This window comes from Natrinema longum, from assembly GCF_017352095.1.
Classification (GTDB): Archaea; Halobacteriota; Halobacteria; order Halobacteriales; family Natrialbaceae; genus Natrinema; species Natrinema longum.
In genome coordinates this window covers 2,826,074-2,851,115 of the sequence record NZ_CP071463.1, presented here as the reverse complement: position 1 = coordinate 2,851,115, position 25,042 = coordinate 2,826,074, and the positions used below count along the sequence as shown (strand labels likewise).

23 protein-coding genes are annotated in these 25,042 nt (G+C 64.8%); 10 read left to right on the top strand and 13 right to left on the bottom strand.

What is annotated here, in order from left to right; all coding sequences use genetic code 11:
• From J0X27_RS14065 to J0X27_RS14050, 4 genes are all read left to right on the top strand, one after another.
• Nucleotides 1–1,602 carry an electron transfer flavoprotein subunit alpha/FixB family protein gene (locus J0X27_RS14065; RefSeq protein ID WP_207269798.1) on the top strand — a complete coding sequence of 534 codons (1,602 nt, stop codon included), beginning with the start codon at nt 1–3 and terminating at the stop codon, nt 1,600–1,602.
• Nucleotides 1,602–3,284 (top strand): FAD-dependent monooxygenase, encoded by a 1,683-nt coding sequence (locus J0X27_RS14060; protein ID WP_207269797.1) that lies wholly within the window; start codon nt 1,602–1,604, stop codon nt 3,282–3,284. The genes J0X27_RS14065 and J0X27_RS14060 overlap by 1 nt, the downstream gene beginning before the upstream one ends.
• An 84-nt stretch (nt 3,285–3,368) precedes the next feature.
• Nucleotides 3,369–3,773 (top strand): DUF8055 family protein, encoded by a 405-nt coding sequence (locus tag J0X27_RS14055; protein ID WP_207269796.1) that lies wholly within the window; start codon nt 3,369–3,371, stop codon nt 3,771–3,773.
• 129 nt (nt 3,774–3,902) lie between these two features.
• Entirely contained in the window at nt 3,903–4,523 is a 621-nt protein-coding gene (locus J0X27_RS14050; RefSeq protein ID WP_207269795.1) for a plastocyanin/azurin family copper-binding protein, read from the top strand.
• A gap of 21 nt (nt 4,524–4,544) precedes the next feature.
• On the opposite strand, the gene phoU (J0X27_RS14045) is transcribed toward J0X27_RS14050, so the two are convergent.
• The 11 genes from phoU (J0X27_RS14045) to J0X27_RS13995 all read right to left on the bottom strand — a co-directional run bounded on the left by phoU (J0X27_RS14045) (nt 4,545) and on the right by J0X27_RS13995 (nt 17,024).
• Entirely contained in the window at nt 4,545–5,216 is a 672-nt protein-coding gene (gene phoU, locus J0X27_RS14045; RefSeq protein WP_207269794.1) for a phosphate signaling complex protein PhoU, read from the bottom strand.
• A gap of 88 nt (nt 5,217–5,304) precedes the next feature.
• A complete protein-coding gene (locus J0X27_RS14040; RefSeq protein ID WP_207272091.1) occupies nt 5,305–5,796 on the bottom strand; it encodes a metal-dependent hydrolase in 492 nt (163 codons plus the stop codon).
• 170 nt (nt 5,797–5,966) lie between these two features.
• Nucleotides 5,967–6,890, bottom strand: coding sequence for a phosphate ABC transporter ATP-binding protein PstB (gene pstB, locus J0X27_RS14035; protein WP_207269793.1), 924 nt, complete (start codon nt 6,888–6,890; stop codon nt 5,967–5,969).
• A gap of 3 nt (nt 6,891–6,893) precedes the next feature.
• Nucleotides 6,894–8,507: a phosphate ABC transporter permease PstA gene (gene pstA / locus J0X27_RS14030; RefSeq protein ID WP_207269792.1), complete on the bottom strand. Its 1,614-nt coding sequence runs from the start codon at nt 8,505–8,507 to the stop codon at nt 6,894–6,896.
• A gap of 34 nt (nt 8,508–8,541) precedes the next feature.
• Nucleotides 8,542–9,483, bottom strand: coding sequence for a phosphate ABC transporter permease subunit PstC (pstC, locus tag J0X27_RS14025; RefSeq protein ID WP_207269791.1), 942 nt, complete (start codon nt 9,481–9,483; stop codon nt 8,542–8,544).
• Nucleotides 9,484–9,532: 49 nt separating this feature from the next.
• Nucleotides 9,533–10,498, bottom strand: a complete 966-nt coding sequence (locus J0X27_RS14020; protein ID WP_207269790.1) for a phosphate ABC transporter substrate-binding protein PstS family protein — start codon at nt 10,496–10,498, stop codon at nt 9,533–9,535.
• Nucleotides 10,499–10,903: 405 nt separating this feature from the next.
• Nucleotides 10,904–11,623, bottom strand: a complete 720-nt coding sequence (phoU, locus tag J0X27_RS14015) for a phosphate signaling complex protein PhoU (RefSeq protein WP_207269789.1) — start codon at nt 11,621–11,623, stop codon at nt 10,904–10,906.
• Nucleotides 11,623–12,543 (bottom strand): phosphate ABC transporter ATP-binding protein PstB, encoded by a 921-nt coding sequence (pstB, locus tag J0X27_RS14010; RefSeq protein WP_207269788.1) that lies wholly within the window; start codon nt 12,541–12,543, stop codon nt 11,623–11,625. The genes phoU (J0X27_RS14015) and pstB (J0X27_RS14010) overlap by 1 nt, the downstream gene beginning before the upstream one ends.
• A complete protein-coding gene (gene pstA, locus J0X27_RS14005; protein WP_207269787.1) occupies nt 12,540–14,726 on the bottom strand; it encodes a phosphate ABC transporter permease PstA in 2,187 nt (728 codons plus the stop codon). Before pstA (J0X27_RS14005) ends, pstB (J0X27_RS14010) begins: the two co-directional genes overlap by 4 nt.
• Nucleotides 14,723–15,766, bottom strand: coding sequence for a phosphate ABC transporter permease subunit PstC (gene pstC, locus J0X27_RS14000; RefSeq protein WP_224214563.1), 1,044 nt, complete (start codon nt 15,764–15,766; stop codon nt 14,723–14,725). The genes pstA (J0X27_RS14005) and pstC (J0X27_RS14000) overlap by 4 nt, the downstream gene beginning before the upstream one ends.
• 127 nt (nt 15,767–15,893) lie before the next feature.
• A complete protein-coding gene (locus tag J0X27_RS13995; protein WP_207269785.1) occupies nt 15,894–17,024 on the bottom strand; it encodes a substrate-binding domain-containing protein in 1,131 nt (376 codons plus the stop codon).
• Nucleotides 17,025–17,286: 262 nt separating this feature from the next.
• Between J0X27_RS13995 and J0X27_RS13990 the strand changes: the two genes are divergently transcribed.
• Together J0X27_RS13990 and J0X27_RS13985 are read left to right on the top strand one after the other, a co-directional pair.
• Nucleotides 17,287–18,282 carry a phosphate signaling complex PhoU family protein gene (locus tag J0X27_RS13990; protein WP_207269784.1) on the top strand — a complete coding sequence of 332 codons (996 nt, stop codon included), beginning with the start codon at nt 17,287–17,289 and terminating at the stop codon, nt 18,280–18,282.
• Nucleotides 18,283–18,472: 190 nt separating this feature from the next.
• The gene (locus J0X27_RS13985; protein WP_207269783.1) at nt 18,473–19,867 is read left to right on the top strand and encodes an aryl-sulfate sulfotransferase; all 1,395 of its coding nucleotides are present in this window, start codon (nt 18,473–18,475) and stop codon (nt 19,865–19,867) included.
• A 3-nt stretch (nt 19,868–19,870) separates the two neighbouring features.
• Here J0X27_RS13985 and J0X27_RS13980 read toward each other — a convergent pair whose 3' ends face one another.
• Nucleotides 19,871–20,212: a hypothetical protein gene (locus J0X27_RS13980; RefSeq protein ID WP_207269782.1), complete on the bottom strand. Its 342-nt coding sequence runs from the start codon at nt 20,210–20,212 to the stop codon at nt 19,871–19,873.
• 147 nt (nt 20,213–20,359) lie between these two features.
• Between J0X27_RS13980 and J0X27_RS13975 the strand changes: the two genes are divergently transcribed.
• The 3 genes from J0X27_RS13975 to J0X27_RS13965 are packed head-to-tail and all read left to right on the top strand — an operon-like array spanning nt 20,360 to nt 24,247.
• Nucleotides 20,360–21,634: a Single-stranded DNA binding protein gene (locus J0X27_RS13975; protein WP_207269781.1), complete on the top strand. Its 1,275-nt coding sequence runs from the start codon at nt 20,360–20,362 to the stop codon at nt 21,632–21,634.
• Nucleotides 21,631–23,397, top strand: a complete 1,767-nt coding sequence (locus J0X27_RS13970; protein ID WP_207269780.1) for a hypothetical protein — start codon at nt 21,631–21,633, stop codon at nt 23,395–23,397. Before J0X27_RS13975 ends, J0X27_RS13970 begins: the two co-directional genes overlap by 4 nt.
• 10 nt (nt 23,398–23,407) lie before the next feature.
• Complete coding sequence (locus J0X27_RS13965; protein WP_207269779.1) at nt 23,408–24,247, top strand: metallophosphoesterase; 840 nt, start codon at nt 23,408–23,410, stop codon at nt 24,245–24,247.
• A gap of 66 nt (nt 24,248–24,313) precedes the next feature.
• On the opposite strand, the gene J0X27_RS13960 is transcribed toward J0X27_RS13965, so the two are convergent.
• Nucleotides 24,314–24,625: a hypothetical protein gene (locus J0X27_RS13960; RefSeq protein ID WP_207269778.1), complete on the bottom strand. Its 312-nt coding sequence runs from the start codon at nt 24,623–24,625 to the stop codon at nt 24,314–24,316.
• 168 nt (nt 24,626–24,793) lie between these two features.
• Here J0X27_RS13960 and J0X27_RS13955 point away from each other — a divergent pair, with 168 nt between their 5' ends.
• Nucleotides 24,794–25,024 carry a MarR family transcriptional regulator gene (locus tag J0X27_RS13955; RefSeq protein ID WP_207269777.1) on the top strand — a complete coding sequence of 77 codons (231 nt, stop codon included), beginning with the start codon at nt 24,794–24,796 and terminating at the stop codon, nt 25,022–25,024.
• The last annotated feature ends 18 nt before the right edge of the window (nt 25,025–25,042 follow it).

The following is a 25,042-nucleotide window of genomic DNA, read 5'->3' as shown; positions in this document are numbered from 1 at the left end:
ATGACAGCACTAGATCCGGACGATCACACGGTCGAAGAACTGGCCGAGGAACTCGAAACGATCGACGACGAAGACGAACTGGGGGCGATCCTCGAGGCCGAGCGGGCCGGCCAGGATCGGGCGACGGCCCGAGAGGCGGTCCACCGGCGGCTCGAGGCGGTCGGTGCCGACGCGGCCGGCGAGAGCGACGGCGACGAGGAGGGAACGGAGACGGAAGGCGAGTACGAGGAGACGAGCGAAGACGTCGGCGAGGACGCGGATGGCGAGGACCTCGACGAGGACGAGATCGACGACTCGGAGACGGAATCCGACGACACGGAGGACGAAAAAGCGAAGACGGACGCCGAGGACGAAGCGGACGACGGGCTCACCCATCCGACTCGGGACAAGAAACACGTTCGAGCGCTCGAGGACGGCGACTACGCGGACATGTGGGTCTTCTGTGAGACCCAGGGCGGGGAGTTGCTCGACGTGTCGACGGAGATGCTCGGCAAGGCCCGGGAGCTGATGGACGGGTTCGAGGAGGACTACGGCGACGAGGAGGACGTCGTCGCCTTCCTGATGGGCGACGACTGCGAGGGCCTCGCCGAGGAGTGTATCGCCTACGGGGCCGACGTCGCCGTCTATCACGACGACGAGCGCCTCGAGCGGTTCCTGCACAAGCCTTACACCGAGATCGCGGCCCACATGGCTCGGGGGCAGGGAACCGTCGAGAGCACCGACTGGCGGGACTACGACGAGCCACGCTACATCCTGTTCCCGGCGACGAACAACGGGCGGGACCTCTCGGCGAAGGTCCAGGCCGAACTCGACTCCGGGTTAGCCTCGGACTGTTCGGACCTGTTCATCGAGGACAACGAGATCTCAAACCCGGTCAAGACCGGCGAGCCCGGCGTCAAGAAGACCGTCGAGAAGGTCCTGCACATGAAGCGGCCGGACTTCTCGGGCTTTGAGTACTCGACGATCCTCTGTCTCGATAATCCGGATCGGGACTTCCACCCGCAGGGGTGTTCGGTCATCCCCGGCAGCTTCGATCCGCTCGAGCCGGACCACGATCGGGACGGGCTGGTCGTCGAACACGATATGGATCTCGAGGACGACTGGTTCCGGGTCGCGATCACCGAGTACGACCGACTCGAGGCCGGGATCGATCTCACCGGCCACGACGTGATCGTCTGTCTCGGTCGCGGAATCGCCGACGCGCCGACCGATGGAATGGAGCTGGGTCTCGATCTCGTAGAGGCGTTCGACGACGCCGAACTCGGCATTACGCGAGGGATCGTCACCTCCTCCTACCAGTTCGAGGGCCACGTCGAGGCGTACTCCAAGGAGGAACGCCAGATCGGCGAGACCGGACAGGTCGTCGCGCCCGACGTCTACATCGCGGCGGGCGTTTCGGGTGCCGTCCAGCACAAGGTCGGCATGGACGAGTCCGACACGGTCGTCGCGATCAACACCGATACCGACGCCCGCATCAGGGACTTCAGCGATTACTTCATCGAGGGGGATCTCTTCGAGGTCCTGCCGCGTCTGACGGCGGCCGTCAAAGCGGGTGAGACGGATCTCGAGCCGGAGGCCGTCGCCGACGGAGGTGACGAGTGATGGCCGCCGCGACCGACGACTACGAACACTACGAGGCGGTCGTCGTGGGCTGTGGTCCCGGCGGGGCCGCGGCGGCCGCGCGGCTGGCCGACCACGGCGTCGAGACGCTCGTCCTCGAGCGCGGGACGGAAGCGGGCTCGAAGAACGTCTCCGGCGGACTGATCTACGCCGAGGACTCGGCACCCTACGCGATCGACGATCTCTTCGACGGCTTCCGCGAGGCGGCCGCCGAACGACCCGTCACGGACTACTACATCCACAACGTCGCCGGAAACACGGTCAAGACCTACGACCTGACCGATCTCCACGAGCACGATACGGACTGGTGTGACGCCGTGCTCCGCCGGGAGATGGACTCCTGGCTCGAGCGGCGGGTCCACGAGAAGACGAGCGAGACCGGTGGCGGCGTGTTGACGAACGTTCGGGTCAACGGGCTGCTCGAGGAAAACGGCGAGATCGTCGGCGTCACCTGCGACGAACTCGATCCGATCGAAGCGGATCTGATCGTCGCGGCCGACGGGGTCAACTCGGAACTCGCACGTGCGGCCGGGTTGATGGACTGGGAGGAGCCCGAGGAGTGGTTCCAGGGCGTCAAGGCCGTCGTGGACATGGACCCCGACGCGATCGACGACCGGTTCGACCTCGAGTCCGACGAGGGCGTCGCCCACCTGTTCTCGGGGGATCTCTTCGAGGACGTCCGTGGAGGCGGCTTCCTGTATACCAACGAGGAGTCGCTCTCGATCGGGACCGTCTTCCACCTCGATAGTCTCGTCGAGCAGGAAGCCGAGCCACACGAACTGCTCGATGCCTTGCTGACCCACCCGCTGCTCGCGGGCTGGTTCAAAAACGAGTACCACGAACGGGAGTACGCGGCGAAGCTCGTCCCCGACTCGAAGAAGGTCGCCCACCGCGAGCCCTATCGTGACCGACTCGTGCTCGTCGGCGACGCCGCCGGTCAGATGCAGGCCCAGGGACCGATCATCAAGGGCATGAACCACGCCGTCACCGCCGGCGCGCTCGCGGCCGATGCGTTCGCCGTCACTCGGGGGAATGCGGACCCCGAAGCCGCCGGCCGCCGGTACGCCAAGATGCTCGAGGACTCGGGGACGATGGACAAACTCCGACCCCGGCGATACGAACTCTCCCGAACGGTCGGCGAGCACGACGCCGTGACGAACGCTGTCGAGCGGGTCCTCGAGTCGCCGGTCGGCTCGCTCGCGGTCGGGAATCTGATCGCGGATCGCCTGCTGAAGCGGGCGTACAACTCGCCGTTCCTGGTGTCGATGCTCCCCGATACGAAGACCGGCTACGTTTCCCTGCCGACGCTGATCGCCGAGGAACACGGCAAAACGATCCACTGGGAGAACGACATTGAGCCGCCGAGCCTCGAGGAGCGCATCGGCGAACTGACCTACGACACCGACGTGGGCAACCCCCACATCGAGCTGTTGGATCAGTCGTTCGAGGCCAGCGGCGCGGCAGTCACCACCTGTCCGGTCAGCGCCGAGGACTTCGGCGGCGGCTGCTACCGCTCGGAGTCGGTCAGGACCAACGGCACCGAAGAGACGCTCGTCAGCCTCGACACCCAGCCCTGCGTCGAGTGTGGGACCTGTGCGGTCGTCGCCGACACCGAGTGGGAACACCCCCGCGGTGGCAAGGGCGTCGAATACAGGGAGGGATAGTATGATACGATCTCCTGTCCGTCAGTGCCGGTGGGACCGCCGACCGCCCTGCGGTCCCACCGGGACATCGGGACAGCAAACCGTATGAGTCGGTACGGACCGCGGATCGCCGCGCTCGCACGACGGGCCGAGCGCGAGCGGGCGGCGTTCGACGACGACCGTTCGCCGACGGCGTCGAACGACCACACAGCCCCCCGTGACGCCGACGCGTACCTCCGAGACGGTGCGGGACGGGCAATCTGGCTCTACGTCGAGGCACGCACCGGTGGTCGGCTGGTACCGTTTGCCGAGGCCGAGTTCACCGCTCTCGAGACCGCGATGAACCGCTGGCTCGAGTGTTACACGCGCTGTCACGGCGTCGAACTCGAGGCGGCGTTTACGGTCCGGGAGGCGGCGGAACTGCTGCTCGAGACGCGAAACATCGTCGATACGGCCCAGTTGATGACCCGCGTTCCCGAGCGTGGCCGGCGAACGAAACCGTCGGGCTGAGACGCCCGGCGCACCGATCAGGTCGGCTGACTCGAAACTCGCGACGAATTTCGTGCAAACCGGCGCATACTTGAGTCCCACGCAGTCGACGGGTGTTCGACTATCCTCGTTGGTCACAAATGGAAGGTGATGGCACGAGATGATCGGTTATCCCGACGGAGAGTACTTCAGTTGACAGGTGGCGCGGCATCGATGGCAGTGATTGCGGGCTGTGGTGGCGGCGGTGGCGGAAACGGCGGTAACGGTAACGGCGGAAACGGAAACGGTAACGGAAACGGAAACGGAAACGGCGGCGGAAGCGACCAGTACGAGGCCGAACCCGGCGACGAGATCATGTTCAGCGCCCAGACCTCCCACTGGGAGGGGCTCGAACCGTCCGCTATCGAGGGCGCAGAGAACCCGACGATCGTCCTCACGGAGGGTGAAGATTACACGATCGGCTGGACCGAGGGGAACGGCCAGCCACACAACATCGAGATCGTCGACAGCGACGACAGCGTCGTCGGCGACCTCTCGACCGAGCAGGTCTCGGACGAGGAACCCGACGATCAGATACTCGAATTCACCGCGAGTTCCGAGATGGCCGAATACGTCTGTCGCCCCCACGCAACCCAGATGCGTGGCACGCTCGAGGTCGAAGGCGGCGGTAACGGCGGAGCCGACAACGAGTCGACGGGGAACGAGACGGCGGGCAACGAAACGGAGGACAACGAGTCCGAGAGCAACGAAACGGACAACGAGTCCGCGTAACTTGGTTCCCGAGCGGGGCGGTCAGTAGATGAGTTCGTCGTCGTTTTCGACCATGTACAGCGTCCGCGCAGCGATGTTCACCGTATGATCGCCGACCCGCTCGAGGTCACGGATCGTCAACAGGAGCCGTGAGACGTCCTGCAGGATCTGTTCGACCTCGTCGGCCGACTCGAGTTCCCGCTCGATGAGATCCCGGACGACGATCTCGCTGGCCCGCTCGGCGAACTGGTCGAGGTCGTCGTCGCGGCCGGCCAGTTCACGGCAGGCGTCCGTGTCCTCGGTGTCGTAGGCGATCATCGCGTCCTCGAGCATCTCGAGGGTCAGTTCCCCCATCTCCTGGACGTCGACGTCGGGGAACAGGTCCCGTTCGGCGTCCATCGTGTACTCGCCGAGGTTGGTCGCGAGGTCGGCGATTCGCTCCAAGTCGGTGATGATCTTGAACGAGGCCGCGATGAATCGCAGATCGCTCGCGACCGGCTGCTGAAGTGCGAGCAAGTCGATACAGTCCTGCTCGAGGTCGAGATACATCCGGTTGATCTCGCCGTCACCTTCGATCACTTCGCGAGCGAGGTCCTCGTCTTTCTGTTCTAACGCGTCCAGTCCCATGCGAAGTCGCTCCATGACGACTTCGCTCATGTAGAGGACGTCCTCACGGAGTTCCGTGAGCTTGTCCTGATAGGATTGTCTGGCCATATTGCAGCCACCTTTGCGGGCAAGGATATAGTTTGTGCTCGTCGCACCGATCGGAGGAGGGACTCACGACGTTGCGACACGGCGGCTGTCACCGGAGCCACTCGACGACCGAATCCGGAGTGTGGGGTGCGACTCGAGACCGGGGGTCCGATTTCATACCGATCAGTCCGCCGAGAATCACAGTTACTGCGAGGATCGACGTGAGGGCGTTCAGTAGCAGCCAATCGATGGACAGTCCGTACACCGTGGTGTCGACGGGAGCGAGCAGTCGAACGCCGCCGCTCAGGAGATCCGTCGCGACGTGAGAGCCGAACCCGATGGCAGCGGCCCACCAGGGGCCAACAGCGGAACAGAGGGCGATTACGAGGATCCCGGCGAGGAGCGAATGCGTAAGCGCGCGGTGACTCCAGAGCACTCCCCCGACGTGGCCGAACTCCACTAGCGGGCGAAAGACGAACGTATCGATGTCGGGGAGGGCGGCGGCGAGTGCCGCGACGAGGTACGGTTCGGCCCGCCTGGACCGACCGATCACCGTCACCAGTGCCATCCCGAGCAGGACGTGTACCCCGGTGGCGACCATCGTTTCCGAAACCACACCATCTCGGAGGATAAGTAGCATGGTCAGTACGAAAGACTCATTCCCAGTTCAGACGGTCCCTTTGGACTGGTTGGAACTGCCTGAGAGACACACGGTGACAGAAACGGGTAGGTCGAACGGAAACGGCGACCGAACAGCGCGCGACGATGGCGCTATCCGAACTTGCCGGTGATGTAGTCCTCGACGCGGTCGTGTTCGGGGTTCTCGAAGATCTTGTCCGTGTCGTCGAACTCGACGAGTTCGCCGCCGGTGAGGAAGACCGCAGTCTTGTCCGAAATGCGAGCGGCCTGTTGCATGTTGTGCGTGACGATGACAACCGTGTACTCCTCGGCGAGATCCTCGATCAGGTCCTCGATCTTCGAGGTCGCGACCGGGTCGAGTGCGGACGCGGGCTCGTCCATCAAGATTACGTCCGGGTCCGGCGCGATCGCCCGCGCGATACAGAGCCGCTGTTGCTGCCCGCCGGAGAGATCCAGCCCGCTCGAGTCGAGTTGGTCTTTCACTTCGTCCCAGAGTGCGGCCCGTCGAAGAGCGTCCTCGACGATCTCGTCGTAATCGCCGTCGACGCCCTGGACGTCCAGTCCGTAGGTGACGTTGTCGTAGATGCTCTTCGGGAACGGATTCGGAGCCTGGAACACCATCCCGATCTTGCGTCGGAGAACGACCGGATCGACGTCGTCGTCGTAGACGTTCTTCCCCTCGAAGCGCAACTCGCCGTCGACGCGTGCGGCGTCGACGAGGTCGTTCATCCGGTTGATACAGCGGAGGAACGTCGACTTCCCACAGCCCGAAGGACCGATGATCGCGGTGACCTGTTCGGCCGGAATCTCGATATCGACCGACTGGAGCGCTTGGACGTCGTCGTAGTAGACGTCGAGATCTCGGGATTCGATCACGGTCCGGCCCTCGCTCCCGGACGGACCCGTACTATCGTCGACGTCGATCGACGAATCGACGAGGGGCTCGGTCGTCGGAGTGGACCCCTCGAGGTCGTTGTTCGCGAGGCTCTCCCGCCCCCCGTCGGTCGCTTGGGTATCGGTACGGCTGTCCGGGTCGGTCATTTGGTCTCGTGTCATGGGTCAGTCTCGGCGTTGATACTTGTTACGGATGATGATGGCAGCACCGTTCATCAGCAGCAGGACGACCAGCAGCGTCATAACGCCGGCCGCGAGGACGCCGTGCTGGAACGCGGGGTCGATCTCGCTCGACCAGGTGTAGATCTGTCGGGGCATCGCGCTGAACTTATTGGTAAAGGAACTCGGCGCGATTCGAACGACTGCCGGTGCGCCGATGATCAGCAGCGGTGCGGTCTCACCGATCGCTCGCCCCATGGCGAGGATGTTTCCGGTCATGATTCCGGGTAACGCTTCCGGGAGGACGACGTTACGGACGGTCTGCCATCTGGTCGCTCCCATCCCGTAGGAAGCCTGTCGCATCGAGTCCGGAACGGCGCTGATCGCCTCCTGCGAGGAGATGATGACGATCGGGAGGATCAACAGTCCGACGGTGAACCCGCCGACGAGAGCGGTTCCCGATCCGAGCCCGCCTTGCCGAATGAACAGCGCGAGCCCGAGTACACCGTAGACGACCGAGGGAACGCCGGCGAGATTCCCGATGTTGACCTCGATGAGATCGACGACTCGACCCAATCGGCCTCGGTCCGGGGCGTACTCCTCGAGATAGACGGCAGCGCCGACGCCGACGGGGAACGCGGAGACGACGATGACCAGTAGCATCATCACCGAACCGACGAGCGGCGGATAGAAGCCGGCGTCTTCGGGCGTCCGGGATGGTGGGTTCGTGAGGAAGCCCCAGTCGAGCCACGAGTTCGGTCCGGCGAACCCGAGCGCGTCCGTGACGATGGCACCGGCGACGATGCCACCGGCGACGAGGATCGGGAACGCGAGTCCGGCGGCGCCGGCTCCGCGGCGGACGACGCTTTCGACGTACAGTCCGACGGGGACGGCAGTGACGACGACCAGCAGCATCCAAACGAACGGACTGAGGCCGATGGCCGGGGCGACTCCCAGTCCGGCCGCCGCGGCGATCAGCGTCAGAACCGCCGCGATAGCCCCGTCACGGTCGTTCTCGCGTTGTCTGCGAACGAACCCGCCGACGGCGAGCGCGACCGGGACGACGAACGAGCCCAACAGCGCGAGCGACTCGGTCGGGAGCATCGGCAGCGAGAGGACGAGGTCGGGAATCAGAGAGAGCGCGACGGCTGGTACCGCGACGAGAACGACGAGTCGCTCGAGGTCGGCGGCCGCGCGAACCCGGCTGTGAGCGGCGATGATTGCGCCGGAAACGATGAGCGCGACGAGGATCGAGAGCCACTGATAGACGCTGACGACGTGTTCGAACGTGATGAACATCCCGCCGGTGAGCAGGAGCGAAACCACCGGCAGTCCGAGCGCGATCGCTGCGGTTTCACCGGCTCGCGTATCGCGGGTATAGTAGTAGACCGTCGCGCCGAGGACCGGGAGTAGCAGCGTCACGCCGAACGTAAGCAGCCATCCCGGATCGGCCGTAAGCGGCTTGAAAGCATCGTTTGCCACGTACAGGAGCAACACGAAGACGGCCAGTAAGGCGAGCAGCGTCGCGCCGAGACAGAGCGATTTGAATGCCGTGCCCCGGACGCGGCTGACCGCCTCGTCGGTTCCGTACCAGTCCGTCGTGTGCTGGTCGGTCGCCATTATCGATTCACCCCGTTCGTCTCGTCGATGCCAGTCATTTGTATTCCTCCTCGTAGCGCGCTGCGACGTAGTCGCTTGCAAGATTCATGGCGAACGTAATCACGAACAGCGTCAGGCCGAGCGCGAACATACTCAAATAGGTCGCCGAGCCACCGGTCGCGTCGCTCGTTACGGCGTTTACCATCCCCGCCGTCATCGGCTGGCCCGAGTTGAGCAGGTTGTTCAGCGGGTTCGAGAAATCGAACATCCGCGGCCGCAGGCCGGCGGCCATGACGACGATCATGGTTTCGCCGATCGCTCGCGAGAGCGCGAGGATGAACGACGAGAAGATCCCCGATATCGCCGCCGGGATCACGATCCCGGTCGAAACCTCGTACTTCGTCGCGCCCATCCCGTAGCCGGCCTGTCGGAGCGAGTCGGGAACGGAACTCATCGCGTCCTCGGACAGCGACGACACCATCGGAATGATCATGATCCCGACCATGATCGACGCGCTCAACAGGTTGAACGTCCCGACAGGGATCCCGATCGTCTGCAGTGCGGGGGTCAAATAGACCAGCGCCAAGTAGCCGTAAACGACCGTCGGAATGCCGGCGAGTACCTCCAGTGCGGGCTTCAGGACCGACCGCATCCGTTCACTCGCGTACTCGCTGAGGTAGACGGCGGCTGCGACGCCGGTCGGCACCGAGATGAGCGCCGAGACGACGGTGATGATCAACGTCGCAGTGACGAGCGGCCAGACGCCGAACGTCCCCCCGTCGGACCGGGCCACCCACTCCGTTCCGGTGAAAAAGGCGATCGGTGAGACCTCAGTGAAGAACGTGATCGCGTCGGCCGCGAGCGTGACGATAATGCTCACGGTGACGAACACGGTCAACGCGGCACAGCCGAACAGCAGCCACTTGTAGATGCGCTCTTTGACGACTTGGCTCGACGACGACCGCGTCAGATCGACGTCTATCGATCGCTCACTCATCGTTGGGGCGTAGTTGGACTGCCATCGTGAATGGTTCGGTTCGGCGGGATCAGTTCACTGCGTTCTCGAGTTTCTCGAGGTTCGACTCGACCTGGTCTTCGCTCGCGGGGACGTAGCCGACGTCGGTGACGGTGTCGGTCGAGGCCTGTTCGAGATAGTATTCGACGAAGTCGTAGACGACGTCTCGCTGAAGCGACTCCTGACTGGCGTAGATGTACAGCGGCCGCGCCATCGGGTATTCGCCCGACTGCGCCGCGTCGAGGTCCGGCGCAGTACACTCGCCGTCCTCGCTCTCCCTGATCTCGAGGGCCTTGAGATCGTCCTCGTTCTCCCGATAGTACGCGTAGCCGAAGTAGCCGATGGCGTTTTCCGTCGTGGAGATGCCCTGAATGAGTTCGTTGTCGTTTTCGGTGTTCTCGTACTGCTCGATGTGACTACCGGCGTCCCCGATGACGTTCTCGTTGAACCAGTCGAACGTCCCGGAGGTGGTCGCCGGCCCGAAGCGTTCGATCTCCTCGTCGGGCCAGTCGGAGTTGACTTCGGCCCACGTCTCCGCGCCGTCTTGCATCCAGAGCTGAGCGAGTTCGTCGTAGCTGACGCAGTCGACCGGCGAGTCGTTGTGGACGGCAACGGTAAGTGCGTCCGCACCGATCTGGAACTGGATCGGTTCGACCCCGTTGTCGCTGCAGTCTTGTTCCTCGGCGTCCTGAATCCGACGCGACGCGCCGTTGATGTCGGAATCGCCCGGGCAGAAGTTGTTACTGAATCCGCCACCGGTCCCGGTCGGGTCGGTAGTGACGTTCACGTTGTCGTTCTCCGCCATGAAGTCTTCGGCCATCCTGTCGGAAACCGGATGGACCGTACTGCTTCCCGTAACGACGACTCGATCGTTGCCCCCGTTATCGGTGTTTTCCGTACAGCCGGCGACCGCAAGGGCTCCTGCCGTACTCGTGGCGGCGAGGAACGTTCGTCGAGAAAGCGATCGGCCCGAACGGTCCGTCTGGGAATCGGTCATCAGGTGATTCTTTGGGTGTATATAGAAATACGATGCTATGTTAGCTATATAGCTCTACATACACGGATGTACATAGGATTTCCATCTCGACCGACCCAATACGCGCTCCATGGCCCCTCTAAAGGGGTGTTTCGCCCCTATCAGAATTATGGATGAGCACATATCAGTACATATCTGACTAGAGGACACGGGGACTATAGATCTCGTAGAACTATAGTGGCCGGTTCGGTCGACCGACTACCCGTGACAGCCGGGGTATCGATACAGCGGTGATTACCTCTCGGAAAAACAGTTCCGACCGACCGGCAGCTCCAGAACCGTCGAGCGGCTACACGTCCCGGCACCGTCTTCGTTCCAGATCCTGGTCAGTTCGTCGAACGGGTAGTCGGCGCGCGCGTTTTATAATCACGCGAGCAGCGACGCGTCGCTCTCGAGGGCGTACAGTGTTCGAGCGGCGACGTTGACCGCGTGGTCGCCGACGCGTTCGATGTCGCGGACGATCACGAAGGTTCGCGAGACGTCCGCGAGAAGGGGCCCGAGGGAGCGGCGGTCGACCTCGGCTCCGAGCGATCGGTCTCCGACGCGCCCGTCGGCGTCGAGCCGCAACTCGATGAGCGTCCGAACGACACGCTCGGCCACCGCCTCACAGCGCCGATCGAGTTCGTCGTCGCGGTCGGCGACCTCCCTGCAGGCCGCCGGATCCTCGTCGAAAAACGCCTCGAGTGCGCGCTCGATCTGCTCGAGCGCGAGCGCGGTGATTCGCTCGAAATCGACGTCCGGAAGCGGCGAGGCGGAGCCGGTCGACGCCAGCGCATACTCGGCCAGGTTCGTCGCGAGGTCGGCCACTCGCTCGAGGTCGGTAACGATCTTGAACGCGGCCACGACGAAACGGAGGTCGCCGGCGACCGGCTGGTGTAGCGCGACCAGGTCGAGACACTCGCGTTCGATCTCGAGACAGCGGTCGTTGACGGTGGCATCCGTCTCGACGATGTCGCGTGCGAGTGTGAGGTCGTCGGTAAATAGGGCAGTAACGGCATCGTCGAGTTGCCCACAGACGCGATCGCCCATCGCGACGACGGCGTCGCGAAGCCGCTCGAGGCGTTCGCGATACTCGTGGCGGGCCATCACCCGAACTTGCCGGTGATATAGTCCTCGACGCGCTGGCTCCGGGGGTTCTCGAAGACCTGATCGGTGTCACCGTACTCGACGAGTTCGCCGCCGGTCAGGAAGACGGCGGTCTGATCGGAGATGCGGGCGGCCTGTTGCATATTGTGAGTGACGATCACGACCGTGTACTCCTCGGCGAGATCCTCGATGAGATCCTCGATCTTCGCGGTGGCGATCGGGTCGAGCGCTGACGCGGGCTCGTCCATCAGGATCACTTCGGGGTCGACGGCGAGACAGCGAGCGATACAGAGCCGCTGTTGCTGGCCGCCGGAGATTCCCAAGGCGTTGTCGTCGAGTCGGGCCTCGACTTCGTCCCAGAGGGCCGCATCGCGGAGACACTGCTCGACCAGTTCGTCCTCTTTGTTCTTCTCGTCGCGACCGAGCAGTTTGGGGACGAGTCCCCGTTGGATGTCGCCGTGTTTCCGCGGGCCGTACGCGACGTTCTCCCGGATCGACTTCGGGAACGGGTTCGGGTGCTGGAACACCATGCCGATCCGCTTCCGGAGTTCGACGAGATTGGCCCCCTCGGCGTAGATGTCCTCGCCGTTGAACTCGACGGTTCCCTCGATACGAGCGACGTCGATCCGGTCGTTCATCCGGTTGAGACACCGGAGGAACGTCGACTTCCCACAGCCCGAGGGGCCGATCAGCGCCGTGACGCTCTCCTCGGGGATGTCAATCGAGATGTCCTGTAGCGCGTGATCGTCGCCGTACCAGACGTTCAGGTCCTCGACCGACAGGACCGGCTCGCCGGCGAACGAGTACTCGCGCCACTCCGCTTTCGTCCGTTCGGTGCTTTCGCCGGTCGTCGTTTCGATGCTCGACGCGGTATCGTCGGACTCGGTGCCGTCGGTCGTGGTAACGCTAGCTTCCGTCATTGGTGTAGTTTACTCCTGAAATACCGCCGCGAGGCGATCCCCATCGCGTAGAAGGCCAGCACGACCCCGAGCAACACCAGCGTCGTCCCCCAGCCGAACGACTCCTCCGCGCCGACGCCGGCGGTGATGACCGCGTACAGCTGGTAGGGGAGCGCGCTCGCCCGCTCGAGCAACGCCGGGTTGGAGACGTGAAGGAACGGCGGCCGGAGGCCGACGTCGACGGTGAACCCGGCGAGAACCCGCGGCGAGGCGTTCGGGAAGTTCGGCCCGTTGAGGACGAGCAAGAGCGGCGCGGTCTCGCCCGCGATTCGACCGACGCCGAGGATGGCACCGGTGATGACCCCCGGCATCGATGCGGGGATGACGACGCTTCTGATGGTGTCCCACTTCGAGACGCCCAGTGCGGCGCTCGCGTCCCGGTACTCGTCAGGGACGCTTTTCATCGCTTCGCGGCTCGTGATCAGCACGAGCGGGAGCAACATGAACCCCAGTACCAGCTGGGCGACGAAGATCGAGGGACTGTCGCCGAACCGAGGCACCAGGAAGGCGAGCCCGAACAGACCGAAGACGATACTGGGCGTACTCCAGAGCCCGTTCGTGGCGATGTCGACCGCCTGCGTAAAGCGACTGTTTTCGGCGTACTCGGTGAGGAAGACGGCGGCACCGACGGCCAACGGGACGGCGAAGACCACCGCCCCGAGGACGATCCAGACTGTCCCGACCAGCGCCGGCATCACGCCTTTCTGGATGCCGAGTCCCTGCGACGGATTCATCAGGAACGGCCAATCGATGGTGCCGCTGCCATTGATCCCGACCGCACCGCCGAACGAGTTGCCGGTGACGACGCCGTGGAGACAGACGACGACGAACGCCCACAGTGCGAGGGTCCCGGTCGATGGTAGTGGTGGCACCCACGCCGGCAGCGATCGATCTACGGCGAGCCGCGTAGCCGCATGCACTCCGGCGGCGACCACCGCGACGCCGGCGACGGTGAACGCGATCGTCGGAACGACCGCGATACCGCCGATCGCGAGTTCCCCCCCGGTGCCCAGTTCGAGGAACGCGGTGACGATCATCGCGCCGACCGCGACCCGAAGACCGCGAGCGACGGTTCGCCCCCGCTCCGTGGTCGGCACCCACGGTGATCGCGAGCGTCGGAGCATGGCCAGGCCGATCGCTCCGACGAGCACTCCCGGGGCCGCACCGATCACGGTCGTCGGTTCGATCGTGACCGCGTACCCGGAGACGGACCTCCCCCTCACGATGACGAACGCCAGCGCGGCCCCGGCGAGCGCGAGCGCGCTTCCGACGGCGAGCGCGACGAACGACAGCAGTTTGTCGGTGCCGTCGGCGGTCGCCGGATCGAGCCGGCCACTGCGGACCAGCGATGCGAGCGCCGCGACGACAAGCAACAGCGCCGTCCCCGCGCCTACGGTGAGGTTCTCGAGGACGACCGTGATCCCGCGCTCGAAGACGAACACGAGCAGGAACGCGAGGACGGACAGCGTCAGGAGGACGACGAGCGAGATCAGGAGAAAGGCCCCGTTCTGTCTGCCGCGCGTCCCGAAGCCGGCGTAGGCGGCGGCGCTCGCCCGGCCGGCGAAGAGACCGCCGACCATTGTCAACAGCGGGATCACGAGTCGGCCGGGGATCACGGCATCGAATCCAGACGGTTCCCACGTCCAACTCGGCGCGATCACGCCGGTCGTGACGACGACGCCGACGAAACAGACGAACGCGGCGACGGGGAGGGTCGCGCTGATATCCTCGCGTGCGACGAGGGTGAGATAGCCGACGATCCCTCCGATCGGAACGCCGAGGAGCCAGCCGACCGCGTCGAGTCCGAGGGTGTTGCTCGCGATCGCACCGGTCGTGATCGTCCAGAGAACGAACTGGATGGCCGCGTCGCCGAGGCCGACAGATCGGTCGGGTGTTGTTCGCACGCCACCCCAGCGCGAAAGCACGCCTAACACACCGATCGCGGCGCCGAGCGCCAGCAACGCGGCACCGAAGTACGTGGCCGTCGACGCGCCGGTGACGGAGCCATCGATCGGGATCCACTCGAACAGCGCCGTGGCCCCGAGCGAAAAGGCCGCGAGCGAGCCGATGACGACCGCTATTGCGACCCGTTCGTAGGTCGTCCCTCCACTGTCGACGAGCCGCGTTTCGTAGGCGTCGCTCATTGTCCCTCCAGTTTGCGGTGCATCCGTCGTTCGATGAGCGACGAGACGATGCCAAGCCCCGTGACGATGACCAACAGGAGGACGCCGGCGGCGAACAGCGTACTCCAGAACATCTCACCGGGTGTCACGTGGCCGTAACTCGCGGCGATAAACGTCGTCAGCGTCTCCGTGCTGTCGAAGGCGTTGTACAGTTCGGGTTGGGGCAACCGGCGGCTGTGCGAGATCATAACCGTCGCGGCCATAGTCTCGCCGATCGCGCGACCGATCCCGAGCAAGACGCCCGCAGATATCCCCGAGAACGCGGTCGGGACGGAGACGCTTTTCATCGTCTGCCACTCCGTCGCCCCCATCGCCAGCGAGCCGTCTTTCATCGACCCAGGGACCGCCGAGAGGGCGTCCTCGGCTACCGAGACGACCGTCGGGAGTGCCATGAAGCCGATCACGAGTCCGATTGCGAACAGCGCTCCGGGGTTGATCGAGAGGAGGTTCCCGACGTAAGGGTTGATGAGGGTAAAGCCGATGAACCCGTACACGATCGACGGGATACCCGCCAGCAGTTCGACTGCCGGTTTGACGATCTCCCGGAGCCAGTCGGGTGCGATGTCGCTGATGAACAACGCGCCCGCGACGCCGAACGGGGCCGCCACGAGGATGGCGACGGCCGTCGTCAGCGCGGTTCCCCAGATCATCGGTACGAGCGAGTACTGCCCCGCCGAGGTGCTCCACTCGTTGGAACCGAACGGCCACACGAGGTCGAGGCCGGCGGTACGAAACGCCGGGAGCGCCTCCATCACCAGAAACACCGCGATGAGTCCGAGCGTCGACAGCGTCGCGGCCGTCATCAGGAACGTCACGACCTTGGCGGTCAGTGCCTGCCGGGCGACCCAGCCAATACCGGCGATCATCAGGAACCCGTATAGGAACGTGATCGTCCACGCCGACTGCACGACGAAGCCGACGAACGCCGCGATGGTGAACAGTATCTGTGCCAGCGCGAGAAGCAGACTCGGCCGGTCAAGTTCCGCCGCCGTCCGAACCATCGCCAGCGTCTGTCCCCATATCCCCGACACCGTCTGCGATATCGTCCGTATACCAATCGTGTTGAACATGATAGCGTGAAATCAACGAGGTTCCACGACGGTCACCGACCGTCGCGGACGAGCCCGACTACGCCTGATCGGCCAGCTTCCCGCGTTCCTCCTCGCGGCGCTCCTCCGGGAGCATGAAGTAGTTGTTCGGTTCGACGAAGTTCTGCTGTCCGAAGTCAGAGAGGATCATATTGAGGAACGCGCTCTCGCGTTCGTCGGTATCCTCGTAGGTGTAACAGTGGAGGTCCCGGCTGAGCGGATACCCCTTGGCACCGAGGTTCTCGCCGTACTCGTAGAGGGTCCCGTCCAGCTCGAGGCCGATCGGCGGCGTCGCGCCGTCGGGGTCGACGAACGCGAGCGCGATGTAGGCGATCGCGTTGTCGTTTTGCTCGACGAGGGTCGCCACCTGCTGGTTCTGTCCGCGCCGCGTATCGGGGCTGATCGGTTCGTCGGGGTCGCCATAGAGGTTCGCCCGAAACGCAGTGTCAGTGCCGGAGTCCTCCGCACGGCCGACGGCGTAAATCTCTTTGTCCGGGCCGCCGATCTCGCTCCAGTTCGTGATCTCCTGTTTGTAGATCGCTCGGAGTTCGTCACCGGTGACCTGCGTGACGCCGGCGTCGGCGATCTCCTTGCTCACGACGATCGGCTGGCCGTCGACGCCGACAACGTGGTCGACGATGTTGTCAAGTTCGTCGTTGTCCTCGCCGAGGATGGATTCGGCGGTCGAGCTCGCATCACCGATGTCGACGCGGTCGTTGATGACCGCCTCGACGCCGGTCCCTGAGTGGCTCAGCGCGATCTGGGTCTGGAACGGCGGAACACTCCGCTCCTCGGTCGCCTCGAAGCCGTAGAGCCCGGCCCAGTAGTCGGCGAGGTTCTGGTCTGTATCGATGTCGTACTGCCCGGGGCCCCAGTACTCCTGATCGTCGGCCGGCGGATTCCCGTTCCACAGCGCGGACGCGTCGTTCGTGATGGGATACACCGTCGAGGAACCATCGGCGGTCAACGTCGAGGTCTGTTGGTTCGACGAACCGTTCCCGTTATCGTTACTGTTCCCGTTCCCGTTACCGTTATCATTACCGTTCCCGTTCCCCTCGTCCGAGTTCTGACTCGAGCAGCCCGCGAGTGCAGATACGCCGGCCGCCCCCGAGGCCACCACGAATTTCCGCCGCGATACCGGATTAGACAGACGATCTGAGTCGTGCGCCATCACCAGAAAAGGGGCAATGACTTACTAAAGCGGTTTATAATAGGGGTACCATCGAGTATGATCGGTACGTAGCGAACTAGGTCGTACATATCGATATCGTTCGAGTAGTATTGATATATAGAGGTATATATGAGACGGAGCCGGCCGGAAGCTCGAGTACTCGTCCAGTTCGACTCGCCAGCGAGATCGGGACAACGAACGGCTCGGCGGGAGTCTATAGACGAATACAGATTTATAGTTCGACGGTCAAAAACCGCGCCACATGGAGACGCGCAAGGTACAGGTGACGGGTGGATCGACGTACACCGTCTCACTGCCGAAGACGTGGGCGACCGACAACGACGTCAGCGCCGGCACGACAGTCGAGTTCTATCCCGAAGACGGGACCCTCTTGCTGACGCCTCGGAGCGAGACGGATCGACAGGAAGGGACCCTCGACATCTCGAGTCTCGAGGGCGAGCGGCTGACCCGAGCGGTGATGACGATGTACGTCAGCGGCTTCGATATCATCCGACTCGAGGCCGGACGGATCACGACCGACCAGCGCCGGGCGATCCGCGATGCGACACAGGGACTGGTCGGCGTCGAGGTGCTCGAGGAGACGACCGATAGCGTCGTCATTCAGGACCTGCTCGATTCCTCGGAGCTGTCGATCGTCAACGCGGTCACGCGCATGCGCTTGATCTCCCAGTCGATGCTCGAGGACGCCGTCCGGGCGCTGATTACGAACGACGACGACATCGCACACGACGTGATCGAGCGCGACGACGACGTCGACCGGCTCTGGCTCGTCGTCTCGCGGATCTTCCGCGCGACGCTTCGATCCCCCCGGGCCGCCGAGGAACTCGGCGTTCCCCGCGAGGACTGTTTCGACTTCCACTCCAGCGCTCGCCAGCTCGAACGGGTCGCCGACCACGCCGCCAAGATCAGCAACCTCGCGCTCAAACTCGACGACATCCCCGAGCCCGTCGCCGAGGGGCTCGAGGAACTGCAAGCCGACGCCTCGACCGTCCTCGAGAAGGCGATGGACGCGCTGTTCGCCGAGGAAACCGAGGAGGCGAACCGACTCGGCCACGAGGCCCGCGAGGCCGTCCTCGAGATCGACGAACACACCCGCCAGATCGACGATATGCTCCGCGACCTCGAGCCAGTACAGGCCCAGTCGCTGGGGTTGATCGTCGACTCGCTGTCCAGAAGCGCCGACTACGGCGGCAACATCGCCGAGACGGCGCTCCAGAAGGCCGCACCGCGGCCCTGAGATCGCCGCCCGGACCCGGCGGCAGCGTCGACCGACGAACGCGATGCCGTCTCGATGGCTGTTCGGTCGTTCTACTCGGTTCGATTCCGTGACAGTCATCGACGAGTGAAAAAACGTACTAGTATCTCACGCTGAAACCGACTATCGATGGCTTCCCAGACGAATCCGCCCGTGTTCGAGGGGGCCTCGCGTGATTGACCGGTCACGTCCGTCGCTCGCTGGCGTTCGATCGGCGCTCACGCGCTGTCGGCTCCGGATCGCCTTCGCCGTCCTCGTGTTGCTCTCGGCTGCCGTCGTCGCCAGTTCGGCGTCGGGCGGGCTCTCGACGGCGTCGAAAGCGGCTGTTCCGGCGGCCCCGCCGACCGAGAACCACACCGTCGTCACCGAATCGGGCCGTGCCGGAACGATTACGGCCTACGAACCCGACGGCGACGTGCTCTACTACAACAACACGCGAACGAAGTACTTCGACGTCGACCCCGTCGAAGACGACCCGCTGACCGTCGAGTACACCGCGACGGACACGATCCACACGGCGGGCCCCACCTGCTCCGAGCCCCCGTGTGCGCTGAACGTCATCGAACGGGCCGACCTCGAGACCGGCGAGGTCGAGGTGCTCTACGAGCGCTACGATCACAAGGAAACCGCCGGCGAGTGGCACGACATGGATCGCATCAACGAGAGCCACGTCGTCGTCGCCGACATCGTGGCGGATCAGGTCTTCATCGTGAACACGGAGACGGAGATCGTCGAGTGGCTCTGGGACGCCCAGAGCGACTTCTCCCTCGAGAGCGGCCATTCGTTCCCCCGCGACTGGGCCCACATCAACGACGTCGAATACATCGAGCGCGGAGCGATGGCGGGTCGAATCATGGTCAGCCTCCGCAACCAGGATCAGGTCGTCTTCCTCGACCGTCGGGAGGGGCTCCTCGAGAACTGGACGCTCGGGGCAGAGAACGAGTACGGGACCATGTACGAACAGCACAATCCGGATTACGTGCCCGAAAGTCGGGGCGGCCCGGCCGTCGTCGTTGCGGACTCCGAAAACGGGCGCGTCCAGGAGTTCCAGCGCGAGGATGGGGAGTGGAATCGAACCTGGGAGTGGGAAGACGATCGGATCCAATGGCCCCGCGATGCCGACCGGCTCCCCAACGGCAACACGCTCATCACCGACACCCACGGCAATCGCGTGATGGAAGTCAACGCCTCCGGGGCCGTCGTCTGGCAAGTCGGCTCCACGCTCCCCTACGACGCGGAGCGTCTCGAGACGGGTGCCGAAAGCGAGGGCGGCCAGAGCGCACAGGAACTCGGACTCGAGTCCCGGACCGTCACCGACGGCGGCGACACCGATACCCGCGGGTTCGGACCGGTCGAATTCGTGGGTCGCCTTCTCGAGCGCGTTCTCCCTCACCGGCTCACCAACGCGTTGATTTTCGTGGCACCGGTCTGGATCGGCAAGGGAGAGGCCGCCGCCATCGCTGTCGGGCTCCTGTCGGGGCTGACCTGGGCCAGCCTCGAGATCGGCTGGTGGCTCCGCGAATCGAGCGTTCGGGTCCGGCTCCCGGTCACGCGCGAGCGCGAGTGAGCGTTACAGATTCCCGCCGTGTCCGACGTCCAGCGAGCGGGGCTGACTCGAGTGGGAGACCCGGGTCCAGACGACGCGCGCGCTGATCGCGGCAAGCGAGGTGAGAACGAGGAGCGAGCAGAAGTACCACGGCTTGGATTGAACTACGACCATTCCCCTGGTGGAGGCAGGCACGAGACCGAGCGCCAGCAGATAGAACGCAGTGAGGAGGACGAGCGACGAGCGGCGGTAGCCGTGCCAGTAGAGGATACCGATGAGAATCCCCGAGAGGAGTCCGAGCTGACCCGAATGGAGTTCGAGGACAGTACTGAAGATCGACGAAAGGATGGTCTCGACGGTAGCCATACGCCCGATGATTTCTCCGGGACCCGTTCTATGATTTGACCTGCAATTCGACAGGATATATGACGAGCGGCGCTCCGCGAGCGCCGACCGGCTCACGGTCACCGCCCTGCGGGAACGCTTTTTATGCCCCAACTCGAAAGGCAAACGATGGAACTCGACGATCATGCCGAGGATCTCGCCTCCGACCTCGGTGTTGACAAAGAGGAGGTCAAAGCCGACCTGCAGAATTTGGTGGAGTACAGCGTCCCGGTTGACGAGGCCAAACAGAGCCTCCGGCGGAAGTACGGCGACGGATCCAGCGGCGGTGGCGGGACCCCGTCCGCGAAGGACATCGCCGAGATCACGCCCGACGAGAGCAACGTCACCGTGACGGGCGTCGTCCTGACGGCAGGCGAGCGGTCGATCCGCTATCAGGGCTCCGATCACGTCATCGTCGAAGGCCGACTGGCCGACGAGACCGGCGTCATCGACTACACCGCCTGGGAGGACTTCGGCCTCGAGCCCGGCGATACGATCACCGCGGGCAACGCCGGCGTCCGCGAGTGGGACGGCGAACCCGAACTCAACCTCGGCGAGAGCACCTCGCTGTCGTTTCAGGACGGCTCGCTCGAAGTGCCCTACGAGATCGGCGGCGAGGCACAGCTGGCCGACCTCCGGACCGGCGATCGCGCGGTCACGATCGAGGTCACGGTCGTCGACTGCGAGCGCAAGACGATCGACGGACGGGACGGCGAGACGGACATCCTGAGCGGCGTCTTCGGCGACGAGAGCGGTCGCCTGCCGTTTACGAACTGGGACCCCGAACCCGAAATCGAGGACGGCGGCTCGGTCCGCATCGAGAACGCGTACGTCCAGGAGTTCCGGGGCGTGCCCGAAGTCAACGTCTCGGCGTTCTCGACGGTCACCGAACTCGACCGGGAGATCGACGTCGGCAGCGACACGTCGACGATGGATGTCGGCGACGCCGTCGGCACGGGCGGTATCTACGACGTCGAAGTCGTGGGCAACCTGCTCGCGGTCCGTGACGGCTCCGGGCTGATCCAGCGCTGTCCGGAGTGTTACCGGGTCATCCAGAAGGGACAGTGCAGAACGCACGGCGACGTCGAGGGTATCGACGACCTCCGCGTCAAGGCGATCCTCGACGACGGCACCGGCACCGTTACCGTCGTCCTCGACGACGAACTCACCGAACGGGTCTACGGCGGCACCTTGGACGACGCCTTAGAACAGGCCCGGGAAGCCATGGACCAGGAGGTCGTCGCGGACCGGATCCGCGAGCGAATCGTCGGTCGTGAATACCGCGTGCGCGGTCACCTCTCGGTCGACGAGTACGGCGCGAACCTCGACGCCGAGACCTTCGAGGAGAGCGACGACGATCCGGCCGCCCGTGCGACTGCCTTCCTCGAGGAGGTGGACGCATGAGCGCGAACGGCGACGGCAACGGCGACGACGAGGTGCCGGGACGAGAACTCGCCTACCGGCTCTTCGCGGCCGAGTACGACGACGCGACGCTGTCCTACGCCGAGAGCGACGAGGAACGGGCTCCCAACTACGTGATCACGCCGACCGGTGCCCGACTCAACCGCGTCTTCGTCGTCGGGACGCTCACCGAAGTCACGTCGGTCAACGACGAGATGGTCCGTGCCCGCGTCGTCGACCCGACCGGCGCGTTCGTCGTCTACGCCGGCCAGTACCAGCCCGACGAACTGGCCTTCCTCGAGGGAACGGAGCCCCCCGAATTCGTCGCCGTGACGGGGAAGGCTCGAACCTTCCAGCCCGACGATTCGGACCAGGTATACACCTCGATCCGCCCGGAAAGCATCGCGACGGTCGACGCCGACACCCGGGACCGCTGGGTCGTCAGCGCGGCCGAACAGACGATCGATCGGATCGGCACCTACGCCGGAGCCGCCGAGCTAGACGCGAGCGGCGAGACCCTGACCGACGCCCTGCTCGAGGCCGGCGTCGAGTCCGGCCTCGCGGCGGGCGTTCCGCTCGCACAGGACCACTACGGGACGACGCCGTCGTATCTGGCAGCCCTGCGAGCGTGTACGCTCGAGGCGGTCGAGGTCGTCGCGGGCGACCGCGATCAGGTGAGCGGGCTCGACATCGCACCCGACGCGACCACCCCCGACTTCGAGACGACGTTCGCGTCGCTTGCCGATCTCGACGGCGTCGATCGCGAGGCCCTCGAAGCCAGCGCCGACTCGACACCCGAGGCCGAACCGCAGTCGATGGAGCCTGCGATGGCGACGGCCGGCGGGAGCCCACAAGCGGCCGACCCAGCGGACACACAGCACGGCTCCGCCGCCGGGACGGCGACGAGCGACGGCACGGATACCGCTTCTACGACCGACATCGATGCCGACCTCGAGACGGGGACGGCCGACGTCGAGACCGACACAGCCGACGCCGACTCCGACGCGGACTCGAGCGACACCGGCGAGTCAGAGACCACCGCGACCGGTTCCGAGTCCGAGATCGACGCGACCACAGCCGAGGGCGACGGTGCGACGGCAGCCGGCGACGACGCCAGCGGCGACGACGAACTCGGCGACTTCGATGCCGGCGACGGAGACGACGGCATGTACGAGATGGACGAGGAGGAACGCGAACAACTCGAGGCGGAGTTCGGCGCGGAGTTCACGACCGGCAGCGAGGTCGACGAGCCCGGTGCGGCCGACATCGACGTGCCCGAACCCGAGGCGGACGAGGTCGGCGAGACGGAGCGCGATTCGGGATGGGGCGAAGACGAGCCCGCGGCCGACGACGGCACGGGCGAGACGGACGCTACCGAGCCGGCCGACGATCTCGGCTCGCCGCCCGAATCGGGACTCGAGGCCGCGGACGACGGCCGAGCGGACGAGTCCCTCGAGCAGGAGCCGGAACCCACGAACGAGGCGGAGCCGGAATCGGATGCGGACGAGTCACCGGCCGACGAGGGCTCGGAAGCCGATGAGGCCGAAGGCGAGGACGAACCGGCCGACGACGTCGATCTGGCCGACTACGTCGTCGAGACCATGGCCGACCTCGACGACGGTGACGGTGCCGATCGAGCGGCGCTGATCGAGCGGGTCGCCGCCGACACCGGAGCGTCCACCGACGAGGTCGAGGACGCGATCCAGGATGCCCTGATGGGCGGTCAGTGTTACGAACCCGACGACGAGACGCTGAAGGCGATCTGATCGGCCGACGATGGGAGACGGTCACCGTCGCTCCGCGTCCGGACCCGCGTCGACGCCGCCGCGAGTCGAGCCTCTCCCCGGCGAACCGGCCGCGACGGCCACAGTCGGGAGCCAACGCGTCTTGTTCGTCGCCGACTATCACGCCGGTTACGAGGCCGGCCTGCGATACGAGCGCGGCGTCGACGTTCCCAGTCGAGCGCCGGACCGGCGCGAGCAGTTGCTGGCACTCCTCGAGCGAGTCCGTCCGGATCGGCTGGTCGTCCTCGGCGATCTCATGCACTCGATCGGCGAGCCGGGCGGGGCCGAACGCGGCGAACTCGAGGTGCTGTTCGAGTCGTTTCCGGCGACGTTTGCAGTCACCGTCGTCAAGGGGAATCACGACGGTCGAATCGAAACCTGGCTCACGGACAGTGACGATATCGGTTCGGACGTCACCGTCGTTTCCGGCGACGGCATCACGATCGGCGACGTCGGCGTCTGTCACGGCCACACGTGGCCCACACCGGCGGTCCTCGAAAGCGACGTGATCTGCCTGGGTCACGAACATCCCTGCGTGCGACTCGAGGACGAGGTCGGCGGCAGTCGCGTCGAGCGTGCGTGGCTGCGGGGGCGGCTCGATCCCGACCCGTTTCGCGACCGCCCCGAGTACGAGGGGGTGTCGTGGCTCGAGGGGACGGACGGATCGCCGCCCGGAGTAGTCGTGTTCCCGGCGTTCAACGACCTCGTCGGCGGAACCTGGATCAACGTCTCCGGGCAGTCGTTTCTCTCGCCGTTCATCCCGGCGGGGCTGGCGGAGGGCGACGCCTACTTGCTGGACGGAACGCGGCTCGGACCCTACGAGTCGGTTTGAGCCACCCACGACCGGCGGCGCTGCAGCGTGGCTCCAGGTGTATAACGGGTAATGCGCCGCATCCGGCTACAGCTGTTCGGTCCGCGATCTGATCTCGTCGTCCTCGCGCCACTGATAGTAGTAGTACTCGGTGCCGCCGATCTCGGTCACCGAGACGCTCGCTCGCTCCGGGACATCGTCGGGGTACGCGTCGGGATCGGCCGTCGCCGACGTCGCTTCCCCGTCGTCGGTCCGTCGTGCTTTCCACGTCGCCACGTCCTCGAGATAGGAACTCATCGTCCGGAGGGTGGCGACGTCTCTCCCGGCGAGTTCCTCGAGTACGTCGCGGCTCACCTGGTCCAGCTCCCGTGGGGGAGTCGGTCGCTCGTCGGCGGTCATATACGCCGATGGGACGAGGATCCCCGTAAACCATGGTTTTTCGGGATGAACACTCCCCGATGGAGGATATTGGTGCGTGATACCACGCAGTATATGTAGTCCTAGTATTCATTGGTACTCCAAATACGTGTAGATTTATATACCAGAACGAGGTCCGTACGGCTGACTATGGCCTCGCAAACGCGCCGCAGAGCACGCATCGATCCGGTTCCCGACGATCTCGAGTCAGCCCACGCGAAACTCGTCTACATCTACCTGGAGGTCGCCGAGGGGGCGACGATCGAAGAGCTGGGGGAGATACTGGCGATGAAGAAGATCAACATCCTGAGCGTGCTGAACTCGCTGTCGAGTGCCGGCTACGTCGAGCAAGCCGAATCGGAGTACGTTCTCGCGAACTGATCCCGACGGCGTCGTCGT

Bases quoted from the DNA above. Each gene is read 5' to 3' on its own strand.
- J0X27_RS14065 (WP_207269798.1), top strand. From the start codon at position 1: ATGACAGCACTAGATCCGGACGATCACACGGTCGAAGAACTGGCCGAG.
- J0X27_RS14060 (WP_207269797.1), top strand. From the start codon at position 1,602: ATGGCCGCCGCGACCGACGACTACGAACACTACGAGGCGGTCGTCGTG.
- J0X27_RS14055 (WP_207269796.1), top strand. From the start codon at position 3,369: ATGAGTCGGTACGGACCGCGGATCGCCGCGCTCGCACGACGGGCCGAG.
- J0X27_RS14050 (WP_207269795.1), top strand. From the start codon at position 3,903: ATGGCACGAGATGATCGGTTATCCCGACGGAGAGTACTTCAGTTGACA.
- phoU (WP_207269794.1), bottom strand. From the start codon at position 5,216: ATGGCCAGACAATCCTATCAGGACAAGCTCACGGAACTCCGTGAGGAC.
- J0X27_RS14040 (WP_207272091.1), bottom strand. From the start codon at position 5,796: ATGGTCGCCACCGGGGTACACGTCCTGCTCGGGATGGCACTGGTGACG.
- pstB (WP_207269793.1), bottom strand. From the start codon at position 6,890: ATGACACGAGACCAAATGACCGACCCGGACAGCCGTACCGATACCCAA.
- pstA (WP_207269792.1), bottom strand. From the start codon at position 8,507: ATGGCGACCGACCAGCACACGACGGACTGGTACGGAACCGACGAGGCG.
- pstC (WP_207269791.1), bottom strand. From the start codon at position 9,483: ATGAGTGAGCGATCGATAGACGTCGATCTGACGCGGTCGTCGTCGAGC.
- J0X27_RS14020 (WP_207269790.1), bottom strand. From the start codon at position 10,498: ATGACCGATTCCCAGACGGACCGTTCGGGCCGATCGCTTTCTCGACGA.
- phoU (WP_207269789.1), bottom strand. From the start codon at position 11,623: ATGGCCCGCCACGAGTATCGCGAACGCCTCGAGCGGCTTCGCGACGCC.
- pstB (WP_207269788.1), bottom strand. From the start codon at position 12,543: ATGACGGAAGCTAGCGTTACCACGACCGACGGCACCGAGTCCGACGAT.
- pstA (WP_207269787.1), bottom strand. From the start codon at position 14,726: ATGAGCGACGCCTACGAAACGCGGCTCGTCGACAGTGGAGGGACGACC.
- pstC (WP_224214563.1), bottom strand. From the start codon at position 15,766: ATGGTTCGGACGGCGGCGGAACTTGACCGGCCGAGTCTGCTTCTCGCG.
- J0X27_RS13995 (WP_207269785.1), bottom strand. From the start codon at position 17,024: ATGGCGCACGACTCAGATCGTCTGTCTAATCCGGTATCGCGGCGGAAA.
- J0X27_RS13990 (WP_207269784.1), top strand. From the start codon at position 17,287: ATGGAGACGCGCAAGGTACAGGTGACGGGTGGATCGACGTACACCGTC.
- J0X27_RS13980 (WP_207269782.1), bottom strand. From the start codon at position 20,212: ATGGCTACCGTCGAGACCATCCTTTCGTCGATCTTCAGTACTGTCCTC.
- J0X27_RS13975 (WP_207269781.1), top strand. From the start codon at position 20,360: ATGGAACTCGACGATCATGCCGAGGATCTCGCCTCCGACCTCGGTGTT.
- J0X27_RS13970 (WP_207269780.1), top strand. From the start codon at position 21,631: ATGAGCGCGAACGGCGACGGCAACGGCGACGACGAGGTGCCGGGACGA.
- J0X27_RS13965 (WP_207269779.1), top strand. From the start codon at position 23,408: ATGGGAGACGGTCACCGTCGCTCCGCGTCCGGACCCGCGTCGACGCCG.
- J0X27_RS13960 (WP_207269778.1), bottom strand. From the start codon at position 24,625: ATGACCGCCGACGAGCGACCGACTCCCCCACGGGAGCTGGACCAGGTG.
- J0X27_RS13955 (WP_207269777.1), top strand. From the start codon at position 24,794: ATGGCCTCGCAAACGCGCCGCAGAGCACGCATCGATCCGGTTCCCGAC.